Below are 21,823 nucleotides of genomic sequence, written 5' to 3' on the forward strand. Positions count from 1 at the left end.
GGCGTCACAGCCACCTCGGCGGCGTCAGTCCGGAGGCCTTTGAACAGGCATCGTCGTGAGGACAGGAAATGTCTACTGTTGTGGGGTCAGTCCAACGTTTAAACGTTCTACCAAAAAAAGATTCACTGCTAATCAGAGTGAGCGGTTGGTGCGTATTATACGGGTAATTGAACGGGCGATAGCATTGTTTGAGGGTGATAAGGAAGCTGCAAGAAAATGGCTGCATGAGCCAAATCGTGCTCTGAGTTGGAATATCCCTGCTTATATCTTAGCTTCTGAAGTTGGGGCTCAGGAAGTTATTCGTCTTATTATTAGAGTTGAGGATGGCGTGTATTCATAAGCTTATAATTATATAATAGATAAAACTATCTTGTGTGGCCTACTCCCTTCGCTTTTATAATATATTAGCAGATGTCAGTTTTTATCTTTTCGAATAGTTCCAGATTAACTCTAATGAGTTTTATTAAATTAACACCTAAGGTTGTAAATTATGATTTATTGCAAATTTTTATTTTCAATGTGCGTTATTTTTAGTTTTTAGTTTACCATCACTTTGATATCATAAAATATATTTACAGTAAATTATGTCAATGTGTGGATATATATCCTATAGTTAAAATCTCAATGATTGCCTACTGTCATAATTGTATTTGAAAGTATATGCATATTAATGGTGCTGGCAGAGTGTGTTACAAATTGCCTTTGAATTAATGTGTTACCGTTGCAACAAAAGTTTATACTAGGTTTTATTTAATTGTTTTTTAGACACAGTTAAAGAACCCTTGAGTTAATCGTGTGTGGAGTATATTTCCTGGGATATTACCAATTTATAGTTGGTGTCTGTAACTTTTTGGGATACCGGTATATCTATTGCCATGTCCTAAACTCAACGTTAAAGTTTGAGCATTATAAAATAAATGTGAATTGTTTGATTTTATTTATTTTTATTTTTGGGAAATAAATTCATGTATATTTAGAATGTATAATTAGTGTAACATTAATATGTTGCGCATGTTTTTTGCGCGATTATTAAAGCGGATAGTGAGGTCTTTAATATCTTATGAAAATAAAATTGCGCATGTGATTTATGAAAGTCTTGAAATTTTCGTTTTTTTAATGCTAACTTTATTAAGTTTAAATGTTGTGGTCTGTGAAGAACATGATAAATTTATCGATGCATTTCCCCCGCATTTTTAATGTAAATAATTGTGGTAAGAATTTGTTTTAATACCCATTAACTACAACTTTAGCGGAAGTAGATAAAAAGATGGCTTGTATGACGCCTAACTTATCAGTCAGGCGTTCTAATCGGGTAAGATATATTTGTTAATTTTCTACTAATTGAACAACTACTAGCCTACCGCCCTCTTCCTTTGATAAAACAAATTGAGCGTTATTCGTCAGTTCAATTTTTTCCCCAACGGCAATCTTTCGTTTATCCGGTAATGACATAAGCCCATGTATGCCTTCATTTACTAACCACCATTGATCGTTATGGAAAACAAAATAACCAACTCGTTTCCTTTGTGCATCCGTTGTACGCTCATTTGGTGCGATGAGGCGATTCACATGCCACGCGTAGATTGACTGCCCGTTCCAAACCATCAACCGGTGGTCGTCAGGACGATAGCTGCCTTCTTTACGGGAAGAATATAAATTTAGCACGGGTAATTTACCCTTGTACGGCGTACCGCAGTAAGGACATACCGGCTTTGTCTTACCTGAGAAAACGTACCATTTCTGTTCACACCCTTGGTTCTGGCAGGGCTGTATTAGATCGACTGTTTTAACCAGGGCGCTTTCCCACTCATCGGCGGTCGGGCGTTTAGTTGCATCTTGTAGGCCATCAATAAAGGCGCGTTCAAACAAAGGCGTCAGATAAGGGCCCATGATAGTGTAAGGGATTTTCTCCGGATCAGCCCAGGGAAGTGAAAAGGAGGATAGCTGACTGACTTTGACTGCATTACTTTTGTCTGTCGGATGTTCAATGAAGAGTGCCTTCTCACCCATAGATAAGGTCTCATCGCGTACTTCATCCGACATGTCATGTATTTTTCCGCCACGTAGCGGATGACGGAAGAACAAATACATGTAGATAAGCACTGACAGCGCATGACGGTCAGTAGTAATGCTTGGCAATACGCGGTTCGGATCTTCCTTGGAAAGATGGCTGGTTTTCACCACTTCTGGAGCGATAAAATCCGGGGTGCCCACGACGTCGGGAGGATACTTTCCAGGGACAACTAGGCCGTCTACGTCAATGATGCAGGCATGGCCCATTTCTGGATCGATCAGCACGTTTTTATAGCTTAGATCGCTGTGACAGAGACCTGCCGCATGCATCCTTCTGACGGCTCTTGTCAGCAGCAGAGAGACTTTGAGATAGGTAAGTGTATTGCCTCGTTCACGTGAGTCGAGAAATTTATTTTGGTTGCTGGCGCTGGCAAACCATTTGCCTTCTTTTTCCCGACCTTTTATACCCAGAAAATCATCGTTTTTAGAGCCGTATTTAAAGAAAAAGTGGCTCTGGTAGGTTGGAACCACGATACCGATTTTATCCCTATGCTCAACAACGTGGGTCGGCCAGCAAAACAGGTCCTTCCAGTATTCACCACCGGATTGGCCAAAAATGTTTTGCCGGTAGCGCCCGGTGATCATATCAATCCGATCCCGGGCCTGTTCATTCTGCGGTTTATGATAAAAAGCGATGACGTAAGATTTATCAGGCGAAAAGTAAACATCCTTCATCGAGCCCGAACCAATTACCTCGTCAACATACTGGACAGTTTCGCCGTCCTTTGTTTTGCACGTAACGATATTTGCCATATTGATCACCGAAAAAGCGTATCTCTTACCACAACACCGCAATTGTGCGGTCATCATGGTTCCCTGTGGAGAAAAAGTTAAGCCAGTCGCCTAACCTCTCAGGCGCAATACTGGCGTCTGTAAGGACAGGGATGAGCTCATCAACGAGACGGGTCCATTTTTCGTCACTGCGAAGCCCGTTATCCGTCTCGAACAGAGGGTCTGATACGCCGTCTGTCATGAGGATCAAATGAGATACATCATTCCATTTACCGACGCTGATGCGGCCGCCAAACGATGGGTCTGCGATAATGCTCTGGTCAAGGAAGCGGGTTTGTCCTGCGTATTCTCCGCTATCGGGATTTCCCAGTATCCTGACTTTACCGGAAGGGCTGTATGCACCTATCGCACCGTCACCAAGCCAGAATGCGGCCGCAAACAGGTCTTTATCAGTTCGTAGTGCTACAGTTGCCAGTAGGGTTGTTGAATAGGATTTCACCGGTTGTTCTGCACAAATGGCTTCGTTCTGGATACTGTTGACCGCGAGCGTAGCTGCTTGTTTGAAATGATGAAGCATGGCGTTTATGGTTGCCTGCTGATCGCTCCCTTCCCACGCCGTGATGTGCTCCTTTAAATGGATGCCTTTCACTCCACTGAGCTGATTGAAAAGGTAATCGCCAGCCGTTTTGACTACAATCCGGGAGCCTTCCCGGGAATTTACTGCACTACCGGCCCCGTCTGCGACCAGCATGACAGACCATCCTGTTTCCTGGCAGTGATTGATATAGAAGTCGTCATCTCTGAAGCTCCCAGCATGCTCATGAGAGCGTCCTCGGCGACTGGCTGCAGCAATACGTATGTCACTTCTGACCATACCAGCAGCGTCCAGATGGGATTTAGGGTATGGAGCGTCTGCTGGTGGTTCTACCACCTTCCACAGGCTTTTCGGATCGGGGTTGACTATAAAAAGTAGCTTTGTTTCGCATTCGCCGTGCGAAGAGCATGACCAGAGTACTGAAAGCTCAATATCGCCGCTCTCGGTGGGTATACCTGTCAGTAACTCATGTTCTTTGTCAAAGGTCAGGCCAATGTTCCGGGGAAAGATAACGTCCCTGACAGTAGCCTGCTGGCCCTCATCCAGAAGGATAGTAACCGGCGAAGAGAAACGTTCGCTTGCACGGGCATTGGGTATAGTTACTTTCGCTCTCGGGGAAGCGGCAGGTGGCATAGCTAACCCGGCCCGCTGCTGGCATGTCGGTATCTGCCCAGGTTTTAATGTTGTGGATGCTTGGCTTGTGTCTTCGATCTGTGCTGGTTTATTAAATTCGTAATAAGGCATCAGTTTCCAGATCGGAGGATGGGCTTCATTTTCTGGTAGGGTTTGCTTTTCCGGTTTACTGGTTGCGTCGTTGCCCGAGTTATCAGCTTCAGCCCCAACCGTCTGTTGCTGATCGGAAAGGCTGGAAGCAGATGAGACCATAGTTTCTGAGTCTTTATCGCCTTCGCTAACCTGCGTAGATAAACCCTGCGCAAAACTCTCAATTTGCTTTATAAGCCGCATAATCTCGTTGGACAGGGATGGATCCTGCGATGGAAGGAAAAGTCGCCTACCTTCTACAGTGTGACCCAACTCAGACAGCACTAAGCGGATAATCTTCTCTTCAAGTGAAATATCTTGCGGCATCAACCTCTCCCTCTGTTTACGTCGAAGTTAGTGTTTCCGCCATCATTGCCGAATGAAAGACCTTTTTCACACCATGGGCAGATCACGTCATCTGGGCCATTGATGCACAGCAACTTCCCGCATGAGCACATGGCAAATGCACTGGCATTACCACAGTGGGGGCAACCCGGTACGCCATGCAGTTCACTGGTATTTACCTGCAAACCGGTAGCGGTAGCATCTGACCACGTAAAATAGTCCTCATCGATGGGATAGCATCCGGCAATATTAAAGCTGTTCAGATTCAGGTTGAAATCGAGTCCGGAAACCCTTGCTGGTGGCCGTTCATACTTCATCAGGTACGGGCGACGGGTCTTGCTGCAACGACCAGTGAGCGTAACGCAGTTTTCGTCGAAAGCTTTTACAGGCTCGTCTTTGGCAAGACGGACTATGTATTCAGTCTGGCTGAGCTCCGGTTGTTTTTCGTCCCCGATGCTGCGGCTGTGGGCGGTAACCGAGGCCGTGATCCATTTGATGAAGCGGGTAAAGTCACCTTCCTGTGACTCTGTGAAAAGCATGACATTCTCAGTCAGCTGCCGCAGGATATTAAGGTCTGCAGACGGACCCAGGCCAACGGCAATGAGATTCACCTTACTCGCGTAGTGATCCTTCCAGCGTTTAACTTCTGCGGTTGTGTCGTCAGTGGGACGTCCGTCGGTAAGGAGATACACTACGGGTTTCCAGTCCCCCTTAGCCTCATGAGTAGTTTTTCTTACCTGGGTATCAATCTGCACGGTCAACTCACGCAATGCGGCCCCAAGGCTTGTACCGCCGCCAACGGGAAGGCGGGGAGTGTAAAATGAGGCAATTTCGTGCAGAGGCACAATCGTACGCGCTATACCGGCAAACGCGATTACCGAGACCCAGGCTGTTTCAAGTGCGTGTGGATCCTTTCTTAAATCTCCGACGATCATTTGCAGACCATCAGTCATTTTTTTCAGGTTTTCACCGATCATGGACTCCGAACAGTCCAGGACAAAAAAAACGGGAAGGCGTCTCATAATTTTCCTCGTACGGCTGGTAACAGCCAGCAGAAAATGGTTCTGTACAGGAAAGCGCTGCCAGGTAGAGCAGCACCTTTCTGTCTGTCAGAGCACCAGCTGTATTTCTGGTGGAGGAGGAGGAAGTGTATCTGTTCCGGTATTGAACCCTGCACTTGTGCTTCCGGAGGAAACGCTGGCCGAAACCCATTTAAAGAAACCTGAAAATGCGGTTGAATCGAGAGTTTCCAGAGACACAACCTTATCGGTGAGCAGTTTTAAGTGCTCGTGCCCTGCTTTAGGACCAACGGCGCAGGCAATGATGGATCCGAACCCCCGCCCACGAATAGCAGTTACCGCTTCTCCGTACGCCAGAGCATCAGAAGGCGTTCCATCAGTCATCAGGAATACCAGAGGACGCCAGTCTCCTTTAGTATCACCATCTGAGCGATGTACATCACGATCAACACATTGCATCAGGCATTCAAGGGCTGCACCGGTGAAGGTCCCGCCAGCGCTTGGCACCATGATGTCAGAAAACTGGAAGTCTTCCAGCGGCGTGAGAGGAATAAACTCACGCGCCTCATTGTCATAGGTGATAATGGAGATATGAACGCTTTCGAGAGCGTAGGGATCCTGGCGGAGAGCGCTAAGCATCGCCTGAATTCCTACGTTAACGGAATGTATAGACTCGCCGCGCATCGAGCCAGATGTGTCAATAACCAGGTAAACAGGAAGGCGGCGCATCAGATGTAATTCCTCAGGTGCGAGACAAACGAATCTGATTCTGAGGGCTCACCAATTGCCCTGAGTTTCCAGCCAGTAGGCTCGCGTAGCAGCTCGGCAAAAACCATGGATCGCTGACTAGCGAAGGCGGGACCACCAGAAAGATCAAATCGTGCCATTTCAATATTACGGGCATCTACTGCCCGGATGAAGGCATTCTGAACTTTACCAAAATGCTGCTGTAGTTTTTCACCATTGTAGATCTGGACGATGAACACAATTTTTTCGTACTGAGCATCAAGGGCATTCAGGCGCACAATAATTTGCTCATCGTCACCGTCACCGGCTCCAGTTCGGTTATCGCCCGTCAGCCAGATATTTCCTGACTTATGGCGAAGGCTGTTGAAAAAGATGATATCGCCATTCACCAGAGTCGGTTTACCATTTTCCACATTGCCAAGATCGGTTACCTTTCCGGCTGAATTACACAGGAAAGCGATGACATCAAGGTCGTATTCTTCTTCTTTCTTGCCGAAGATGCCGCCAAGAAAACCTTTCTTTTCCTCATTAATATCCCAACCGAGGCCGATCGTAACGGATGAGAGATCGTATTCATTTTTTTTCAGGCTTACACCCTGGCCTTTGCTCAGACTGACAGACATGACATCCCCTTAATCAATAAATTATAAGACCACATTCACTTCTGGTGGCGGCGGTGGCAGATCTTCAAGACCGATCACTTCTTTTTTACCAGACTCCACTTTCTGACTGCCTACCGAAATGCTCGCACTAACCCATTTAAAGAAAGCTTTAATTGTTGAACTGTCAGCCGTATCCAACTGAACCACGATTTCAGTGATTTCTTTGAGGACGCTGGTATCGGCATCATGCCCGGCTGCACATGCCACAACAACACCGGTTCTGGCTGCTTTAAAGTCCTTCAGGCCCTTACTCCAGTCATCAGTCGGACCTCCATCCGTCATCAGGAATACAAGAGGACGCCAGTCACCTTTCGTGTCAGCAGTCGTTTTCTGTACTTCCTGGGCAATGGAGTTGGCCGTGAGGGAAAGCGCTTCGCCAAGAGACGTGGTGCCGCTGGCTGCTAATGCTGGCATCTGGAAACCCAGTAGGTCTGTCAGGGGGACTGCCTGTCGGGCTGAAGAGTCAAAGGTGATCACTGACACGAAAGCTGTTTCAAGTGCATACGGATCCTGTTTCAGTGTGGTAAGTAGCGTCTGAACGCCATTCTTGACCGCCTCGATAGGCTCTCCATGCATGGAGCCGGAGGTGTCGAGTAGCAGATATACGGGTAAACGTCTCAAATGTAATTCCTTCTTAATAGACCGGAAGAAGAGAGTAGTTTCAGGAAGATGCCAGAGTTTGTTGATTTGATAAAACGGGACAGCATCTGTCGGATGGGGATTATATACTCAGGAGCAAGTTCAAAAGCTGCATTAGAGTAATCTGTTAACCACCATTTAATTACAGACATATGAATGGCCTCTTATCAACAGAAATAATTCAGACCGGACAAGAATATAAGGCTTCTGAAAAACTCCGGCAAAAATAAACTGTCATGTGCATGAAAATCATCATACATCACAGAACTACATGAATGGAGTGTAAAGCGCGCAAAGATTGATGTGCAGCACAAGAGGATGCTAAAAGGGCAGGTTTTGTAGGCAGAAAGGCACTGCTGGTATTGCGAGGGGATAATCGACGAAAACTATGTCAGGCCGATACAGATGTGAAATATGACAAAACCGGGGTTTTTTGCCCCGGTCTGAGATTTAGCATCATCAGGACTTTTTTGCGCTATATTCTTTTATCAGTTTGTCAACAGAGCACAAAGCCAGCGTCTCAACCGCTTCACTTCGGGTGGTTCCACTCAGCGCAGCCAGACGGTCAATTTTCCTTAAAATCCGCATGCGTAGCGATAATGACACGGCTGTTTTTTTATCCTTGTCGAGTATTACCCTTCCTGTAGACTCACCGGTTTTCAGTTCAGCATTCTGTGAGAGCGCTTCATTCATCCGGCGCAGTGTCTTTTTATCCAGCTGGCCCGGATTAACGAGATGATAGGAATGACCTGCCTTGCTGTATTTGATTTCCGCAGAATATGACTCGCGTAGTTCTTTGAGTGCCCGGGTTAATGTCGGCTCTGAGCATTCCAGACTGGTTATAATGTCGGCAGCGGGAACAGGCTTTCCGGTGCCAAGTAAGTTGGCAAGCTTAAAAATCCGGGCCTGTCTGGTATTTAATTGCATCGTTAGATTTAGCCTGCTTAAAGGGTTAGTGGTTCAATAGGCTGAAAAATGAATGTACTGCTCATCTTTCGAATAACCGGGTGATCGCCTAACGCTTCAACCGGATCAATGTGTTCTATGCCTTCAAAATTTACTGAAGATATCTGGCGGCGGGTGCATTTGCAGGACAGAATATACTCGTCCTCCAGATAGCCGGTCCGCTTACTGACTCGTTGTGTAAAGCCTGACACAATCACGTTGTCGAACGGTAGCGTATGTAAAACGATACCAACCAGGCGGAACAAGCAGCCGTGGACGTGGCGTGCATAGTTTTCGCGTAGGGCTTTTTGCGTCATAGCTTTTTCCGTCAGCTCCGTACCCCGGGTATTGACGCCGTAAATCTTATCAGGAAAATCTTCAATCTCAGCTAAATCAACATCCAACAGGACTGTTGATTGTTCTGGCCTTACTTCAAATGCAACAAGCGTTTCACGCGGCCATTCCGTTTCTGCAAGCACACCCGCCAGGTATGATTCGAAAAACGCTGCGTCTGTCCGGAACTGCTGCCGGGCATCTGCCTGAGCCGTGACGAGCCGTTTTTCATGTTCTTCAGCCTCAAACTTCCAGTTTGCATACTGTTCGGCCCAGGCCGTCCGTTGTTGCTGGTACCGGTGCTGTCGAAGGGTATTCTCACGCTCCACATCAATCAGCTCCTGCTGCCACCGGCGAAGATTTTCGGCGTGGCGCTCAGCTTTAGCTGTTTCCGATTCAAACCATTTACCCAGAAAACTAATGCCTTCGTTCCCCGCAGGCTTTTCTGGCAATGCACGGTATTCTGGCTTTTCAGGACGCACCGGTGCCGGAACCTGAAAAGGCGACGTTCTGTTATGCAGGTATACTGCTTCCAGTTCTGCCCAGCTGATGCCTGTTTTTGGATCCGGCGTCAGTTCGTGAGTATTACGGATTGCGCTCACCGCTGACATTAGTTCAGCAGCTTCCTGCTCAAGCGCCTGTCTGAGCCCCGGGTCGGTTGCCGTCCGGTTTCCACCTCCGGAACGCGCGGCCCGGTCAAGGCGGGTACGGTAGCTCAGCCCGGTACCGGGCAAGCCCAGATTGGCATAGGTCCCCCGGCTACCAAAAGAAACGGAAGCACCTCTCGGGCCGACACTCAGACTCGGTGCACCGTTACTCAGGTTGAGGCGAACGCCAGGAATAATGTTGATCGACTTTCTGAACCTGAACCCCATTATGATTTCCTTAATGATGCTGAGTCACGGTAAGTAATCTGATTCCATCGGTACTTTGCTCGTTCTGTAATCCGTAAAAACGCGCTCTGTCCAGAATACCAGCCGCCCAGCGGCGATGTGTGGCGGGTTCACACATTGCCCCCTGCGACTTAAACACTGCCTGGGTAGAATTCAGGATCCGCAGAGCGTCAGAGTGCTCACCCTGAGTGACCATCAGCGCGTTTTGAATGACCTCTATCTGACCCGGGTGAATGGCTGTTTTCCCAACAAGCCCATGTGCCATATCAAGAGCCAGCTCTCTGGCCATAACGGCATGATCGTCAATATGCTCACACACGGGCGCGGTCAGGGCAAAATCACGCGGTCCGAAGACCGAAACGAGCATTTTAATGACGTAGCCCATCGGACTGTCATACAGCGTCAGGTCCCGGGGACGGCGAAGCGACACAACATTCATAAGATCGTTGCCGCCGATTCGAAGCGCAATAATGCGGTCGTGGCAGGGATGTTCCTCAAGACGAGTAGCCAGCTCGCGCATCTGAACCACGTCAAAGACGTCTTCTGTTTCCAGCGTTGGCATCATGCACAGGTGAGTCCCGCCCATGATATCCCACCATTCAGCTAACGAACTGAGGGTAAATTTCGGCAACACAAACCCGTCGACAGCGGAAAGATCATAATGCGCTTTTAACCATTTGCCCATTTCGGCATGCCGGGGGCGAATGAACACCAGAGGCCAGTCATTTTTACCCAGACTACGCATGCTGTTACTGAGTTCGTGCAGCAGTTGCTCAAGGTTTTTGAGGGCTACAGGGATGTCTGCTTCACTGACAGCATCCTCCAGGCAAATCACCAGAGAGCGCAAACCCGGGATTTTCCCGTGCAGGACGGCATCAGCAATATCTTCCCGTGTTGCAGGCATGTATAGCGTGGCTCCAAGATTCCAGGGAGTAAGACGATTTTTCATCAGAGCACCTTCTTGATAATGGTTACAGCCCGATACTGGCCGAGGGTTCCCCCCATTTCTGTAACAACTATTCCCTTTTCACGAGCAAGCCCTACAAGCAACGCAACGTCCGGGTCGTCAATCGAACGCACAAATACATGGTCCGGTACCCGACGTAATACAGCCCGGGTTGCTTCAGCAATACCGGGTTTAATACGATTGACGCTGTCCACTTTAAATTCATCGGCCAGGAACGCGATAACGTCGCGACTTGTCTGCCATAAGGTCCGGGCTGATACTGTATTCCAGCTCAGAGGAGCGAGGGATGACGGTGTTAACTTCTTACGGAAATGAGCGACGGTATCGACCAACATCTGGCTGCATTCGAATTCACTGAGATGCTCGCAAACCATGCACCCATGTAATCCTTCAGAGGACCATACTGACCGGGAGATCAGGCCTGACACCGGCGCACCCATGATGCCAAAAGGAATGAGCCAGTCGTCATCACTGGCTGCAAGCCAGGAACAGCCACAGGGATCGGCCAGGACAACCAGTCGCGGCTGCTCAGAATAGCCCGGGCGATCTTTCAGTGCGCGTACAAGCTCTCCGGTAATTGCGCCTTTACCTGTCCATCCGTCAACAAAGACAATACCGCTGATACCATGCCGCTCTTCAATGACGTCGAGGGCTGCACTATCAATTCCACGATCCCGGATGATGCTGATACCGTAATGCCATGAGGTTTTCCCCATGTCACGCAGGGCCTGGTGCAGCATAACGCCGAGCGGCACGCCAGCTCTGACAAGACTGGCCAGTACAATGGGCTCATCACCGAAGCGTTCGGCCAGAGCAATAGCGAGCTGTGTGACTTCTTTTGCAAGTCTTTCTGCGCCCCGATCCAGCGCCCGGTGAAACAAATCAAGATGCCATTGTGTTGGCGCTGGCTCCTGGCTGAGCATGTCCGAATAATGTTTCTTCCCGGACTGAATCAGCTCTTCTTTTTGATCAACCGGCGTCATCTCAATGACAATCGGCTTCAGCAGAAATTCCACGTCACCGGGCTGGTATGAGCCGGTAAATGTTTCATGTGGCTGCATTTTAATTTTCTCCAAAAATTCGCTGTGAAATGGCATCTGCAAACTGACTCTGACGCGGGATGCCAAACCAGCTGCACAGTTTCATAAAACGATGATCGCTCAGGCTGTCGCCCAGACCAATTACGGGGAAAACTCCGCGTTCAGCCCGAAGTTTTTCAAGCAGCCAGCTGACGGCCAGCCCTTTCTCAACCGGGGTGGGAAGCCAGGCCACGTTATTACTGTTGCGGTGGATGTAGAAGCCCTCAGTCGGAAACACCGTTTCTATCTCATCTGCAATGGCATTGAGTTCGTCAAGGCGGGTGCTGTCGCGGTGTTTCATCACCATATAAACCGCCGTTTCACCGTATTCGAAGTTCAGCCTTGCCCAGGCATTGATCCCTTTTGCGTCCATCATTTCAGTGATCAGACGCTGCATCGATGTCAGCTTTTCCTGGTAGGGAGCCAGCTCGCCGAGCATATGAGCCTTCCACTCCTCGTCGGGTTTGCCTTCAGGCGTGAGAATGACGGCCCCGTGCGTGGTGATAGCCCAGGAGTTGAAAGGGATCCGGACGCGGCTGATTTCTTCAGTTCCCCTTGCGGTTACGGGAATGAGTTCAGCCTGCTCCAGGAGCCAGTCCACTAACATGGACTGTTCTTCCGTCATAAAGCTTCGTGGATTCAGGGTGCGATCAACGGCACCGGTACGAAATGGCTCCAGGGCCAGCTCGTGCACCATTTTACGACGGGTCTGAAAGAGCGTGTCGTCAAGGTCGCTCAAAACAATGGGTTTATTCATAGGTAACAATCTCCACGACGAGTGCAACTTCAGCCAGTGCTTTAAGAAGCTGCGCGTCAATACTTTCTGCGGGTGTCTCAGTACACACAAGAATGCGGTCAAACTGCTGGTGCGCGACGTTATAGACAAAATTGGGGATGCCCAGCCCGTAGTTATCCGTAAAGGAAATTGCGGACTCAATGGCATAACCCACGGCGATAGGGGAGCGGGTGGTCGAACCATAAAATGCTTGTGCTCCGGCAGCTTCGAGCCGTTCAGCAAGCAGGAACGGCTCCCAGACGAATTCCCCTGTCCCGAGAACCAGAACACGCTCCCCCTTGCGGACGGAGACCTCATGGCCGAGATCGGCCGCAGGGGCGAGCATCCCCAGTCGACCCCATGACTGTTTTCCCTGAATGTCCCATTCTCCGCGTGAAGTTACGTTGACCTTCGGCATGTCCGGGACAGGTGCATCTGGTAATGGGGTCCATCCCCACTGACCGCTTACAAGAGAAACCGAAGTGACGGGTAAGGTGCTGCGCTCGGACAGGGCATTGCCACTCCAGTCGGTAAGCGTAACGGCGATAACCTGTTCAATATGTTGAAGCTTGCCGGTATTACGCAGGGCAGAAAGCAGGTTAATAAAGGTATTACCGGTGGTTGCCTCGTCATCAATCAAAACCAGCGTTCGCGCGTTGGTAAGACGACGTCTTTTCTCTTCATCATCCGGCAGATAGATCAGATGATCGGTGGCGTGGCTGTGTTCTTCCTTGAACTCGCAAAGCAACGTGCCATCAACCGGGTGACGGGTAGAGGTCAGATATACAGATTCACGATGCTGGTGGAGCACTTCATCAAACACACCGGCCCCAAGCCCAACGGCGGTTTCAGCCATACCGATAAACAGTACGGGCCCTGTCAGCGTTGAGGGGAACTGGCTGGCAAGCTGTCTGTACGCCTGCCGCATGACTGAGGGTGGCACGGGAATGTGCCTGCCGAGTACTTTGCTGACAAACAGAAAGGCGCGTTTCGGGTTACGTCTTTCAGCGATATCAAACAGGTCATCGAGCGAAACTTCCCCCTGGTCGCGGGTTACCTGAATCGTACCGCATGAGAGGGTACGTCGATAAATCATATCTTCGAGGGCATCAGACATAAACACGCCTTAATTCAGAAGGTTAGAGAGTGAATCCGGGTAAACGATGACATCTGTGATGGATCTCACTGCAACCGGAGAAAAGGTATTTCTGGCGCTCTGGATCACCGCATCTTCAGACATCAGACCGAGCTTAAAGGCAGCAAACAACCCGGGAAGGTTCACCCCGCTGTGAAGGGTATAACCCACCCCACCTGACGGACGCATGTTGGTTTCAAGCAGCACCGGGTTGCCATTCACATCGTTTCGCGTCTGAACGTTAACCAGCCCGTCGGCCTTCATCACCCGGGCGCAGTCACACGCCAGTTCCCAGGCGCTTCCTTCGTTTACCAGATACTGGATAGCCCCTTCCTTACGGCGTCCCACGGCTGCGAGTATTTCGCCCTTATTTGCGAGGATATCGACAGAGAACTCCGGGCCTGGCAGGTATGGCATCAAAACAAGGGGGTTAAACGACTCAGAAGCCGATGCTGCTGCAATATACTGTTGCGGACTGACCAGGCGATGTTCTGGATGATTAAAGACGTCCATGGGTGAAGCATTGTCATCAAAGCGCCAGAATCCCATGCCATAGATACCCGTTACCGGCTTCACGCATGGCGGGCTGTCAGAAAACGGAGGGGTCAGGAGGTGCGCCTTTAACTCTGCCAGGGTATTCACGCGCCAGGATGGCACTACCGGGAGCCCGTTTTGCACCATGAACTGAGCAAAAGTAACTTTTTCGTCAGCAAGAGTTAGCCAGTCGACGCCCGTTGCACCAGTAGTAAGGGTGGCTCCGGTCGACTCAATGGCTGTGCGGTGTTCTTCAAACCACTGGCTGTTACGCCCCGTATGAATATGGTGGATGCCATGGTTCAGGATCGTTTCCTGAATAAACTGAAGTCGTTTTTGAGGGTCTTTCGGTTCAGTCAAAGAATAATCGGCAACGGAAAGTATTTCATTTCTTTCGTTACGGTGGGAGGCAAAAATGGTAATGGCAAAGTTATTTTTTTGTGCAAATGATTTTACCCCTTGAATAATATCTCGCTGCGAGGACAATCCCTCCATAAACCAAATATTTCTGCTCATCGTTTTAATTATCCGGAACGTAATGTAAATTTATGATTGAGATGTGAGTCTATGGGCCTCATTGCGATATGTCAATCATAATATGATTCAGTACATCTTTGAATAAAAGTGATTTTGTGTTTTCGGTGTTGTTGTTATAATGTTGAATATAAACGTATATTTATTATTTAATACAATATGTTAAAAGTATTTTATTTTGTATTTTTAGAGAAAAAGCCAAAATTTCGCTTGTCAGAGAACTTCATCATGATATGATTTTTTTGTCAGTTAATAAACATACCTTTGATTGCCACGGTCATTACCATTTTAAGGAATAAAACATGGTTTCATTAAGTAAGAACCAGACGGTATCACTCAGCAAAGAATCGACTGCATTAAACCAGCTTCAATTTGGTCTCGGTTGGGATCCAGTGAAGAAAAAAGGTCTTCTTGGAGGATTGTTCGGAGGCAATGACTCAATCGATCTCGATGCTGGCTGCGTATTAATGGACAGCAACGGTAATACAATTGACACTATCTGGTTCCGCAAACTGAAATCCACATGTGGCGCTGTTATTCACAGCGGCGATAACCTGACCGGTGAGGGTGACGGTGACGATGAAGTGATTAACGTCAGCCTTTCTCGTCTACCAGCAAATGTTGAATACCTGGCGTTTACGGTTAACAGCTTCCGTGGTCAATCGTTCAATGACGTCGAAAATGCGTTTTGCCGTGTGGTCGATCAAACCGGTAAAGAGTTGGCTCGCTATAAACTGACTGAGCAGGGCTCACATACCGGGATCGTCATTTCATCGCTGCGCCGTAATAACGGCAAATGGGACTTTACCGCGCATGGGCATGCCTGTCGCGGCCGCACAATCGACGATATGCACTCCGATATCGTTTCAACGGTTATCTGCTAATGAATCTGACTCCGGGGGGCAATGCCCCCGTTCCAGCCCAGGAGCTGCGGGTTCGGGTCACTTCAGGAGGCCCGGTTGATGCTTCTGCATTTCGCCTGTACACAGACGGGAAAGTCCAGGGTGATGCTGACATGGTGTTCTACGGTCAGCCACGTAATGATGATGGTACCATCAGCCTGGCCAGTGAAGGTCAGTATTCAACGTTTACTGTCGCGCTCAACCGGCTGAAACCTAATGTACAGAAAATTGCGTTCACCGTGACCTGTGACGGTGGGCAGACGGTATCTGGTCTTCGTGATCTTTCCATCGACGTGGAGCAGGGGGCAACTAGTCTGGTTAGTGGCATTGTTGAACTGAGCGGCCGTCAGGAAGCAGCCTTAATTCTGGGTGAATTTTACCGTCGTAATAATGACTGGAAATTCCGCTTCGTTGCACAGGGTTTCCACGGTGGGCTTAAACCGCTGGCAGAACATTTCGGTGTAAATATTGCCGACGAGCCAGCCCCTGCAGCTCCGCCCCCTCCGGTTGCAACCCCTCCGAAAGCTGAGACAAAAATCAGCCTGAGTAAGGTATCTCTGACAAAAGAGAAACCTGCAATCAGCCTGACCAAACGGGATAACTTCGGTGAAATTCGGATTAACCTGAACTGGCACCGGGGCAGCAGCAAATCCGGATTTGCAGGCATGTTCGGCTCTAAAGGAATAGACCTAGACCTGGGAGCTTTTGTTGAGCTTCAGGATGGTTATAAGTCGGTCATTCAGGCGCTGGGTAATGCTTTCGGTGATTATCGCGATGAGCCTTACGTTCAGCTGAAGGGAGATGACCGGACGGGAGATGTATCAGACGGTGAATGGCTGCATATCAATGGCCGTGAGTGGAAGCATATCCGTGAAGTGCTGATATACGCCTTTATTTATGAAGGTGTTCCTAGTTGGGATAAGACAGATGGTGTGGTCACAATTCATGTACCGGATCAGCCTCCCATTGAGACCCGCCTGACAGAGGGTGAAAACCGTCGCACGTTGTGTGCTATTGCCAGACTCGTAAACGAAAACGGTGCGATTAAAGTCGAGCGTATTAACCAGTATTTCAAGGGACAGGACGAAATGGACCGGGCATTTGGCTGGGGATTTCGCTGGAGCGCCGGTTCTAAATAACACTGCAACAAAGGAAACAGGTATGAGTTTTTTCGACAAAGTTAAAGATGCTATTAACTCCGGCCGGGACGAACTGACCCGCCAGGTTGGCCGTTTCAAAAACAAAAAATTTATGCAGGGCACCGTTGCTGTCTGCGCCCGTATTGCAGTATCCAGTGACGGCGTGAGTTCTGAAGAAAAGCAAAAAATGATGGGTTTTCTGCGCTCTTCGGAAGAACTAAAGGTCTTCGATACCAATGAAGTGATCGAGTTCTTCAATAAACTGGTTTCAAGCTTCGATTTCGATGTGGAAATTGGCAAGGGAGAAACCATGAAATACATCCTGGCGCTGAAAGATCAGCCTGAGGCCGCTCAACTGGCCTTACGTGTTGGTATTGCTGTTGCGAAAAGTGACGGTAACTTCGATCAGGATGAGAAACTGGCCTCCCGCGAGATCGCGATCGCGTTGGGTTTCGACCCGGCTGAATTTGGCCTCTGATCCACATCCCTAAGGGTAAAATATGGTTTCAACACACATCGGTTTCCCGACTGAAACTGTCATTGTTTTCATTGCGCTTTCAGTCGGTGCCCTCTTTATTGATTTGTTTATGCACCGTGATGACAAGCCTATCTCACTGAAGAGTGCGGCCCTCTGGTCTGTATTCTGGGTTGTGGTTGCGATGGCATTTGCCGGTTTCCTCTACATTCACCACGGTGCTGAGGTTGCCAGTCTGTTTGTCACAGGTTATGCGCTGGAGAAAGTGCTGTCGGTCGACAACCTGTTTGTCATGATGGCCATCTTCTCCTGGTTTGCCGTTCCGGATCGTTATCGCCATCGTGTTCTCTACTGGGGGATCATTGGTGCCATTGTCTTCAGGGGCATTTTTGTCGCCATCGGTACGAGCCTGCTGAGTTTGGGGCCGTACGTTGAAGTCATCTTTGCTATCATCGTTGCCTGGACGGCGGTCATGATGCTTAAAAGCGGTGATGACGATGGTGATATTGAAGATTACTCCCAGCATCTGGCTTACCGCATGGTTAAACGCTTTTTCCCCATCTGGCCGAAGCTCAGAGGTCATGCTTTTCTGCTTAACCAGAAGGAAGTGGATGCCGAACTGGCGAAGCCAGAAAACAGCGACGTGACCATTGGCCGTGGTAAAAAGATGGCGCTGTATGCTACTCCGCTATTCCTGTGTGTTGCCGTGGTTGAACTCTCTGATGTGATGTTTGCGTTTGACTCGGTACCGGCAATCATTGCCGTTAGCCGTGAACCGCTGATTGTCTATAGCGCCATGATGTTTGCTATTCTGGGTCTGCGTACTCTGTACTTTGTCCTTGAGGCACTGAAACAGTATCTGGTTCATCTGGAGAAGGCCGTCATCGTGCTGCTGTTCTTCATCGCAGCGAAACTGGGTCTGAATGCGACCGATCACATCTGGCATCATGGGTACAGCATCGCGGCCACAACCAGCCTGTATGTCGTGCTGGGTGTTCTGGCGCTGGGTATCATTGCAAGCGTTATGTTCCCAGGCAAATCTGAATCTGAGGAAAAGGGGAGCTAATCCCCTTAAGTGTTAACCTGAACAATTACTAATCGAAGAGGTTATTTTATGAGTGTTTCTCTTTCCAAAGGCGGGAACGTCTCCCTGAGTAAAGCAGCCCCGTCAATGAAAAACGTCCTGGTGGGCCTTGGCTGGGATGCGCGTTCTACTGACGGTCAGGATTTTGACCTGGATGCTTCAGCATTTCTGCTGGCCGCTAACGGTAAAGTGCGCGGTGACGCTGATTTCATTTTCTACAACAACCTGACGTCTTCTGATGGTTCCGTGACGCACACCGGTGATAACCGTACTGGTGAGGGCGATGGTGATGATGAATCGCTGAAAATTAAACTGGACACAGTCCCGTCTGACGTAGACAAGATCATCTTCGTTGTGACAATCCATGATGCCCAGGCTCGTCGTCAGAGCTTTGGTCAGGTATCCGGTGCGTTTATTCGTCTGGTCAATGACGATAACCAGACTGAAGTTGCTCGCTACGATTTGACAGAAGATGCGTCTACTGAAACTGCCATGCTGTTCGGTGAGCTGTATCGCCACAATGCTGAGTGGAAATTCCGGGCAGTGGGCCAAGGTTATGCTGGTGGTCTGGCATCTGTATGTGCTCAGTACGGCATTAACGCGTCCTGATTGAAAAGTTACTTTTCATAACTGGGGCTGTTGATTCAGCCCTCATCAAACTGTTTGCAGGAGCTAAAAATGGCAGTTTCTCTCGTAAAAGGCGGTAACGTATCTCTGACCAAAGAAGCACCAACCATGAATGTAGCGATGGTTGGCCTGGGCTGGGACGCCCGTGTAACTGACGGTCAGGGTTTTGATCTGGATGCTTCCGTATTCGCAGTAGGTGAAGACGGTAAAGTGCTTTCAGATGCCCATTTCATTTTCTTCAATAACAAAACCAGCCCTGACGGCGCGGTTGAGCACCAGGGTGACAACCGTACCGGTGAAGGCGACGGAGACGATGAGCAGGTTAAAATCGACATGACCAAAATTTCAGCAGACATTAAAAAACTGGTGTTTGCCGTTACCATCTATGATGCCGAAGTGCGTAAACAAAACTTCGGCATGGTGAGCAACAGCTTCATGCGTGTTTACAACAACGACAACGGAGCGGAAATTGCCCGTTTCGATTTGTCTGAGGACGCCTCGACCGAAACCGCAATGATCTTTGGCGAACTGTATCGCCATGGTACCGAATGGAAATTTAAAGCCGTAGGTCAGGGGTTTGCAGGCGGTTTATCTGCATTGGCAACCCAGCACGGCGTAAACATTTAATAATAAAAATAAATTCAACCCGGTGCTGTCACCGGGTTTTTTATAGGTGTTATCACATGGCAAAGAAAAAAGATGATGGTTCAGCTGTAATACTACTTTTTGTTGTGGCTTTTTTTGTATTCTTGCCGTTCCTGATATTCGGGATATTTTTCTACCGGAAACTAAAAAGAAAATATTCAGCAATCCCTAATACTCAGCGCGTATATGATATTGGCGTTCTGTTTAAAACATTGGGTGCCTCTGTCGCTGTTATTGTTTTTTCAGCACTGCTCGTTTTTCAACTTAGTGTACTTCCTGTTAAATTTGTATCGCCGGAAACATCACATTATATAGTAATAGTTATGTTATTTCTCTATCCGGTTGTAATGCTCTGGCCAATGAAAAAAATGGCGGAACGCATCGCTATAGAATATTTCGGTATAATTTTCAACGATAATGATCGAACGATAATTCTTCCAGCAGATATAGGCAATATGGGATTGGGTGATTGGCTCCGTCTCAAGTTTCTAAGTAGAATGGGCGAGCAGGATAGCATTGATATTAGAAAAATATCGAATATCACACGCGAGAAAGGTGTCAACTTCTATATACATGGTGATTTCGGATCCCGACGCATCAACTTCTCGAACAAGCAAAAGCGTGATGAGTGTATTTCAGCTCTTCAGGCCAGAACCCGCGTAAAGGGTGGCAGAGACTACGGTTATTAAACAAGGAACAGAGTCATGCAATTACAGTCAGGTCAAAATATCCTTCTATCTTCATCATCAATCACGCTTAATCTGCGATACCCGGTACGTCCCGGCTTTAACGGTGAACCCGACACTTGCGTTTTTTTGCTCAACGCACAAGGTAAGGTGAGTGGTGATAACGATTTCATTTTTTTCAATAACCTGAGTTCACCTGAGGGGGCTGTAGAACTGACACTAGGGACGCAGCTATCAAGCGTTCATATTGAGCTTAGCCACGTTTCCTTGTCTGTTCAGAAAATAGCCGTAACCCTCGTAATTGACGGAAGCGATACCATTACAGGCTTGCAGCACCTGAATCTTCAGGTCCCCGGGTTCGCATCGTTTGATCTCGAAACAGTAGGGCGTAGCGAGAAAGCTATTATTGTGGCGGAGGTGTATCGCCACAACGGCAACTGGAAGCTCCGGGCGCTTGGGCAGGGTTTTAACGGTGGACTTGAGCCTTTGGCCATTAGTTATGGCGTTGATGTAGCACCGACAGCTCCGCGGCCAGCACGTATCAGTCTGGAAAAGAAACTTGAAACCAAATCTCCACGACTTGTAAGTCTCGCTAAAAAGGCCTCAGTCAGTCTCACTAAAAATAAGCTGGACACCCTAGAGGCGGCAGTTGCGTTTGTTCTTGATGCATCTGGCTCAATGAGTGGCCAGTTCAGTAAGGGCAACGTTCAATCCGTTCTGGACCGCATCGCCATTCTTGCCGCTCAGTTCGATGATGATGGTGAGATGGATGTCTGGGGGTTTGGAGAGAAGCATAAGAAGTATCCAAACGTCACTCTGGATAACCTTGACGATTATATTCAGACCATTCGTGGATCCGGAAAGCGTTCAGCCTGGGAAAATTTGCCTGGACTTGGAGGGACTAACAATGAGCCGCCGGTAATGGAAGAAATTATTGACTACTTCAAGGACTCAAAAATCCCGGTTTACATAGTCTTTATTACTGATGGAGGGATAAGTAAAACCGGGGCAATTAAGAATGCTATACGGCGCTCAGCCAACTACCCGATCTTCTGGAAGTTTGTCGGCCTAGGTGGAGCAAGTTACGGAATTCTGAAAAATCTAGATGATTTTACAGACCGACGCGTTGATAACACCCATTTCTTTGCAATGGATGATTTTGGCGCTATCAGTGATGAAAAATTATACGATAACTTACTAGAAGAATTTAGACCGTGGATAAATGAAATAAAAAAACTAGATATCCTTTAGTTCACTTCAGGATAAGCCTAAATAGAGGATACTGATACTGGCAAGAGACCTAGGTAGGAAAGATTGCCGGGTCTTAAAGGTATCAAAGCGAACCACTAGTCATGAAAGAGATAGTTACTACCGTGAAAGTTATCCGGATACACTGTAAGTATCCCGGCAAAACGACCCATTCACTTTTAGAGATCTTCCGACATACTGATTATGTCCCCTGAGGAGATCGCTATGCGTAAGATCCGATTCACTGA

21 protein-coding genes and 1 pseudogene are annotated in these 21,823 nt (G+C 48.4%); 9 read left to right on the top strand and 13 right to left on the bottom strand.

Annotated elements, in window-relative coordinates; translation table 11 throughout:
• Positions 1–94: 94 nt before the first annotated feature.
• Positions 95–340, top strand: a pseudogene (locus ACH1XZ_RS22970) (antitoxin Xre/MbcA/ParS toxin-binding domain-containing protein); the annotation flags it as partial.
• Positions 341–1,326: 986 nt separating this feature from the next.
• On the opposite strand, the gene ACH1XZ_RS22975 reads toward ACH1XZ_RS22970, so the two are convergent.
• From ACH1XZ_RS22975 to ACH1XZ_RS23035, 13 genes are all read right to left on the bottom strand, one after another.
• Positions 1,327–2,826, bottom strand: coding sequence for a helix-hairpin-helix domain-containing protein (locus ACH1XZ_RS22975; RefSeq protein WP_395597299.1), 1,500 nt, complete (start codon positions 2,824–2,826; stop codon positions 1,327–1,329).
• A 25-nt stretch (positions 2,827–2,851) separates the two neighbouring features.
• Complete coding sequence (locus tag ACH1XZ_RS22980; protein ID WP_395597279.1) at positions 2,852–4,489, bottom strand: PP2C family serine/threonine-protein phosphatase; 1,638 nt, start codon at positions 4,487–4,489, stop codon at positions 2,852–2,854.
• Positions 4,489–5,529, bottom strand: a complete 1,041-nt coding sequence (locus ACH1XZ_RS22985; protein ID WP_395597280.1) for a TerY-C metal binding domain-containing protein — start codon at positions 5,527–5,529, stop codon at positions 4,489–4,491. Before ACH1XZ_RS22985 ends, ACH1XZ_RS22980 begins: the two co-directional genes overlap by 1 nt.
• An 87-nt stretch (positions 5,530–5,616) precedes the next feature.
• Positions 5,617–6,255, bottom strand: a complete 639-nt coding sequence (locus ACH1XZ_RS22990) for a vWA domain-containing protein (protein WP_395597281.1) — start codon at positions 6,253–6,255, stop codon at positions 5,617–5,619.
• Positions 6,255–6,896 (bottom strand): TerD family protein, encoded by a 642-nt coding sequence (locus ACH1XZ_RS22995; protein WP_395597282.1) that lies wholly within the window; start codon positions 6,894–6,896, stop codon positions 6,255–6,257. Before ACH1XZ_RS22995 ends, ACH1XZ_RS22990 begins: the two co-directional genes overlap by 1 nt.
• A gap of 21 nt (positions 6,897–6,917) precedes the next feature.
• Entirely contained in the window at positions 6,918–7,556 is a 639-nt protein-coding gene (locus ACH1XZ_RS23000) for a vWA domain-containing protein (protein ID WP_395597283.1), read from the bottom strand.
• 477 nt (positions 7,557–8,033) lie between these two features.
• Positions 8,034–8,501, bottom strand: coding sequence for a tellurium resistance protein TerW (terW, locus tag ACH1XZ_RS23005; protein ID WP_395597284.1), 468 nt, complete (start codon positions 8,499–8,501; stop codon positions 8,034–8,036).
• Between the two features lie 17 nt (positions 8,502–8,518).
• Entirely contained in the window at positions 8,519–9,727 is a 1,209-nt protein-coding gene (locus tag ACH1XZ_RS23010) for a DUF4236 domain-containing protein (RefSeq protein WP_395597285.1), read from the bottom strand.
• Positions 9,728–9,737: 10 nt separating this feature from the next.
• Complete coding sequence (locus ACH1XZ_RS23015) at positions 9,738–10,694, bottom strand: HpcH/HpaI aldolase/citrate lyase family protein (RefSeq protein WP_395597286.1); 957 nt, start codon at positions 10,692–10,694, stop codon at positions 9,738–9,740.
• Positions 10,694–11,773: a cysteine protease StiP family protein gene (locus ACH1XZ_RS23020; protein ID WP_395597287.1), complete on the bottom strand. Its 1,080-nt coding sequence runs from the start codon at positions 11,771–11,773 to the stop codon at positions 10,694–10,696. Before ACH1XZ_RS23020 ends, ACH1XZ_RS23015 begins: the two co-directional genes overlap by 1 nt.
• Before the next feature lies 1 nt (position 11,774).
• Positions 11,775–12,548, bottom strand: a complete 774-nt coding sequence (locus ACH1XZ_RS23025; RefSeq protein ID WP_395597288.1) for an HAD family hydrolase — start codon at positions 12,546–12,548, stop codon at positions 11,775–11,777.
• The gene (locus ACH1XZ_RS23030; RefSeq protein ID WP_395597289.1) at positions 12,541–13,683 is read right to left on the bottom strand and encodes a phosphoribosyltransferase domain-containing protein; all 1,143 of its coding nucleotides are present in this window, start codon (positions 13,681–13,683) and stop codon (positions 12,541–12,543) included. The genes ACH1XZ_RS23025 and ACH1XZ_RS23030 overlap by 8 nt, the downstream gene beginning before the upstream one ends.
• A 9-nt stretch (positions 13,684–13,692) precedes the next feature.
• Positions 13,693–14,751 carry an ATP-grasp domain-containing protein gene (locus ACH1XZ_RS23035; RefSeq protein WP_395597290.1) on the bottom strand — a complete coding sequence of 353 codons (1,059 nt, stop codon included), beginning with the start codon at positions 14,749–14,751 and terminating at the stop codon, positions 13,693–13,695.
• 320 nt (positions 14,752–15,071) lie between these two features.
• Here ACH1XZ_RS23035 and ACH1XZ_RS23040 point away from each other — a divergent pair, with 320 nt between their 5' ends.
• The 8 genes from ACH1XZ_RS23040 to ACH1XZ_RS23075 all read left to right on the top strand — a co-directional run bounded on the left by ACH1XZ_RS23040 (position 15,072) and on the right by ACH1XZ_RS23075 (position 21,578).
• On the top strand, positions 15,072–15,653 hold the full coding sequence (locus tag ACH1XZ_RS23040; protein ID WP_395597291.1) for a TerD family protein: 582 nt from the start codon (positions 15,072–15,074) through the stop codon (positions 15,651–15,653).
• Entirely contained in the window at positions 15,653–16,810 is a 1,158-nt protein-coding gene (locus ACH1XZ_RS23045; RefSeq protein WP_395597292.1) for a TerD family protein, read from the top strand. The genes ACH1XZ_RS23040 and ACH1XZ_RS23045 overlap by 1 nt, the downstream gene beginning before the upstream one ends.
• A gap of 22 nt (positions 16,811–16,832) precedes the next feature.
• On the top strand, positions 16,833–17,288 hold the full coding sequence (locus ACH1XZ_RS23050) for a tellurite resistance TerB family protein (protein WP_395597293.1): 456 nt from the start codon (positions 16,833–16,835) through the stop codon (positions 17,286–17,288).
• A 22-nt stretch (positions 17,289–17,310) separates the two neighbouring features.
• Complete coding sequence (gene terC / locus ACH1XZ_RS23055) at positions 17,311–18,351, top strand: tellurium resistance membrane protein TerC (RefSeq protein ID WP_395597294.1); 1,041 nt, start codon at positions 17,311–17,313, stop codon at positions 18,349–18,351.
• Between the two features lie 48 nt (positions 18,352–18,399).
• Complete coding sequence (gene terD, locus ACH1XZ_RS23060) at positions 18,400–18,978, top strand: tellurium resistance membrane protein TerD (RefSeq protein ID WP_395597295.1); 579 nt, start codon at positions 18,400–18,402, stop codon at positions 18,976–18,978.
• A gap of 69 nt (positions 18,979–19,047) precedes the next feature.
• Positions 19,048–19,623 (top strand): TerD family protein, encoded by a 576-nt coding sequence (locus tag ACH1XZ_RS23065; RefSeq protein WP_395597296.1) that lies wholly within the window; start codon positions 19,048–19,050, stop codon positions 19,621–19,623.
• A 56-nt stretch (positions 19,624–19,679) separates the two neighbouring features.
• Positions 19,680–20,330 carry a hypothetical protein gene (locus ACH1XZ_RS23070; RefSeq protein WP_395597297.1) on the top strand — a complete coding sequence of 217 codons (651 nt, stop codon included), beginning with the start codon at positions 19,680–19,682 and terminating at the stop codon, positions 20,328–20,330.
• Between the two features lie 15 nt (positions 20,331–20,345).
• Positions 20,346–21,578: a vWA domain-containing protein gene (locus ACH1XZ_RS23075; RefSeq protein ID WP_395597298.1), complete on the top strand. Its 1,233-nt coding sequence runs from the start codon at positions 20,346–20,348 to the stop codon at positions 21,576–21,578.
• Positions 21,579–21,823: the final 245 nt, after the last annotated feature.

This window comes from Kluyvera chengduensis, assembly GCF_044197065.1.
Classification (GTDB): Bacteria; Pseudomonadota; Gammaproteobacteria; order Enterobacterales; family Enterobacteriaceae; genus Kluyvera; species Kluyvera ascorbata_C.

Bases quoted from the DNA above. Each gene is read 5' to 3' on its own strand.
- ACH1XZ_RS22975 (WP_395597299.1), bottom strand. From the start codon at position 2,826: ATGGCAAATATCGTTACGTGCAAAACAAAGGACGGCGAAACTGTCCAG.
- ACH1XZ_RS22980 (WP_395597279.1), bottom strand. From the start codon at position 4,489: ATGCCGCAAGATATTTCACTTGAAGAGAAGATTATCCGCTTAGTGCTG.
- ACH1XZ_RS22985 (WP_395597280.1), bottom strand. From the start codon at position 5,529: ATGAGACGCCTTCCCGTTTTTTTTGTCCTGGACTGTTCGGAGTCCATG.
- ACH1XZ_RS22990 (WP_395597281.1), bottom strand. From the start codon at position 6,255: ATGCGCCGCCTTCCTGTTTACCTGGTTATTGACACATCTGGCTCGATG.
- ACH1XZ_RS22995 (WP_395597282.1), bottom strand. From the start codon at position 6,896: ATGTCTGTCAGTCTGAGCAAAGGCCAGGGTGTAAGCCTGAAAAAAAAT.
- terW (WP_395597284.1), bottom strand. From the start codon at position 8,501: ATGCAATTAAATACCAGACAGGCCCGGATTTTTAAGCTTGCCAACTTA.
- ACH1XZ_RS23010 (WP_395597285.1), bottom strand. From the start codon at position 9,727: ATGGGGTTCAGGTTCAGAAAGTCGATCAACATTATTCCTGGCGTTCGC.
- ACH1XZ_RS23015 (WP_395597286.1), bottom strand. From the start codon at position 10,694: ATGAAAAATCGTCTTACTCCCTGGAATCTTGGAGCCACGCTATACATG.
- ACH1XZ_RS23020 (WP_395597287.1), bottom strand. From the start codon at position 11,773: ATGCAGCCACATGAAACATTTACCGGCTCATACCAGCCCGGTGACGTG.
- ACH1XZ_RS23025 (WP_395597288.1), bottom strand. From the start codon at position 12,548: ATGAATAAACCCATTGTTTTGAGCGACCTTGACGACACGCTCTTTCAG.
- ACH1XZ_RS23030 (WP_395597289.1), bottom strand. From the start codon at position 13,683: ATGTCTGATGCCCTCGAAGATATGATTTATCGACGTACCCTCTCATGC.
- ACH1XZ_RS23035 (WP_395597290.1), bottom strand. From the start codon at position 14,751: ATGAGCAGAAATATTTGGTTTATGGAGGGATTGTCCTCGCAGCGAGAT.
- ACH1XZ_RS23040 (WP_395597291.1), top strand. From the start codon at position 15,072: ATGGTTTCATTAAGTAAGAACCAGACGGTATCACTCAGCAAAGAATCG.
- ACH1XZ_RS23045 (WP_395597292.1), top strand. From the start codon at position 15,653: ATGAATCTGACTCCGGGGGGCAATGCCCCCGTTCCAGCCCAGGAGCTG.
- ACH1XZ_RS23050 (WP_395597293.1), top strand. From the start codon at position 16,833: ATGAGTTTTTTCGACAAAGTTAAAGATGCTATTAACTCCGGCCGGGAC.
- terC (WP_395597294.1), top strand. From the start codon at position 17,311: ATGGTTTCAACACACATCGGTTTCCCGACTGAAACTGTCATTGTTTTC.
- terD (WP_395597295.1), top strand. From the start codon at position 18,400: ATGAGTGTTTCTCTTTCCAAAGGCGGGAACGTCTCCCTGAGTAAAGCA.
- ACH1XZ_RS23065 (WP_395597296.1), top strand. From the start codon at position 19,048: ATGGCAGTTTCTCTCGTAAAAGGCGGTAACGTATCTCTGACCAAAGAA.
- ACH1XZ_RS23070 (WP_395597297.1), top strand. From the start codon at position 19,680: ATGGCAAAGAAAAAAGATGATGGTTCAGCTGTAATACTACTTTTTGTT.
- ACH1XZ_RS23075 (WP_395597298.1), top strand. From the start codon at position 20,346: ATGCAATTACAGTCAGGTCAAAATATCCTTCTATCTTCATCATCAATC.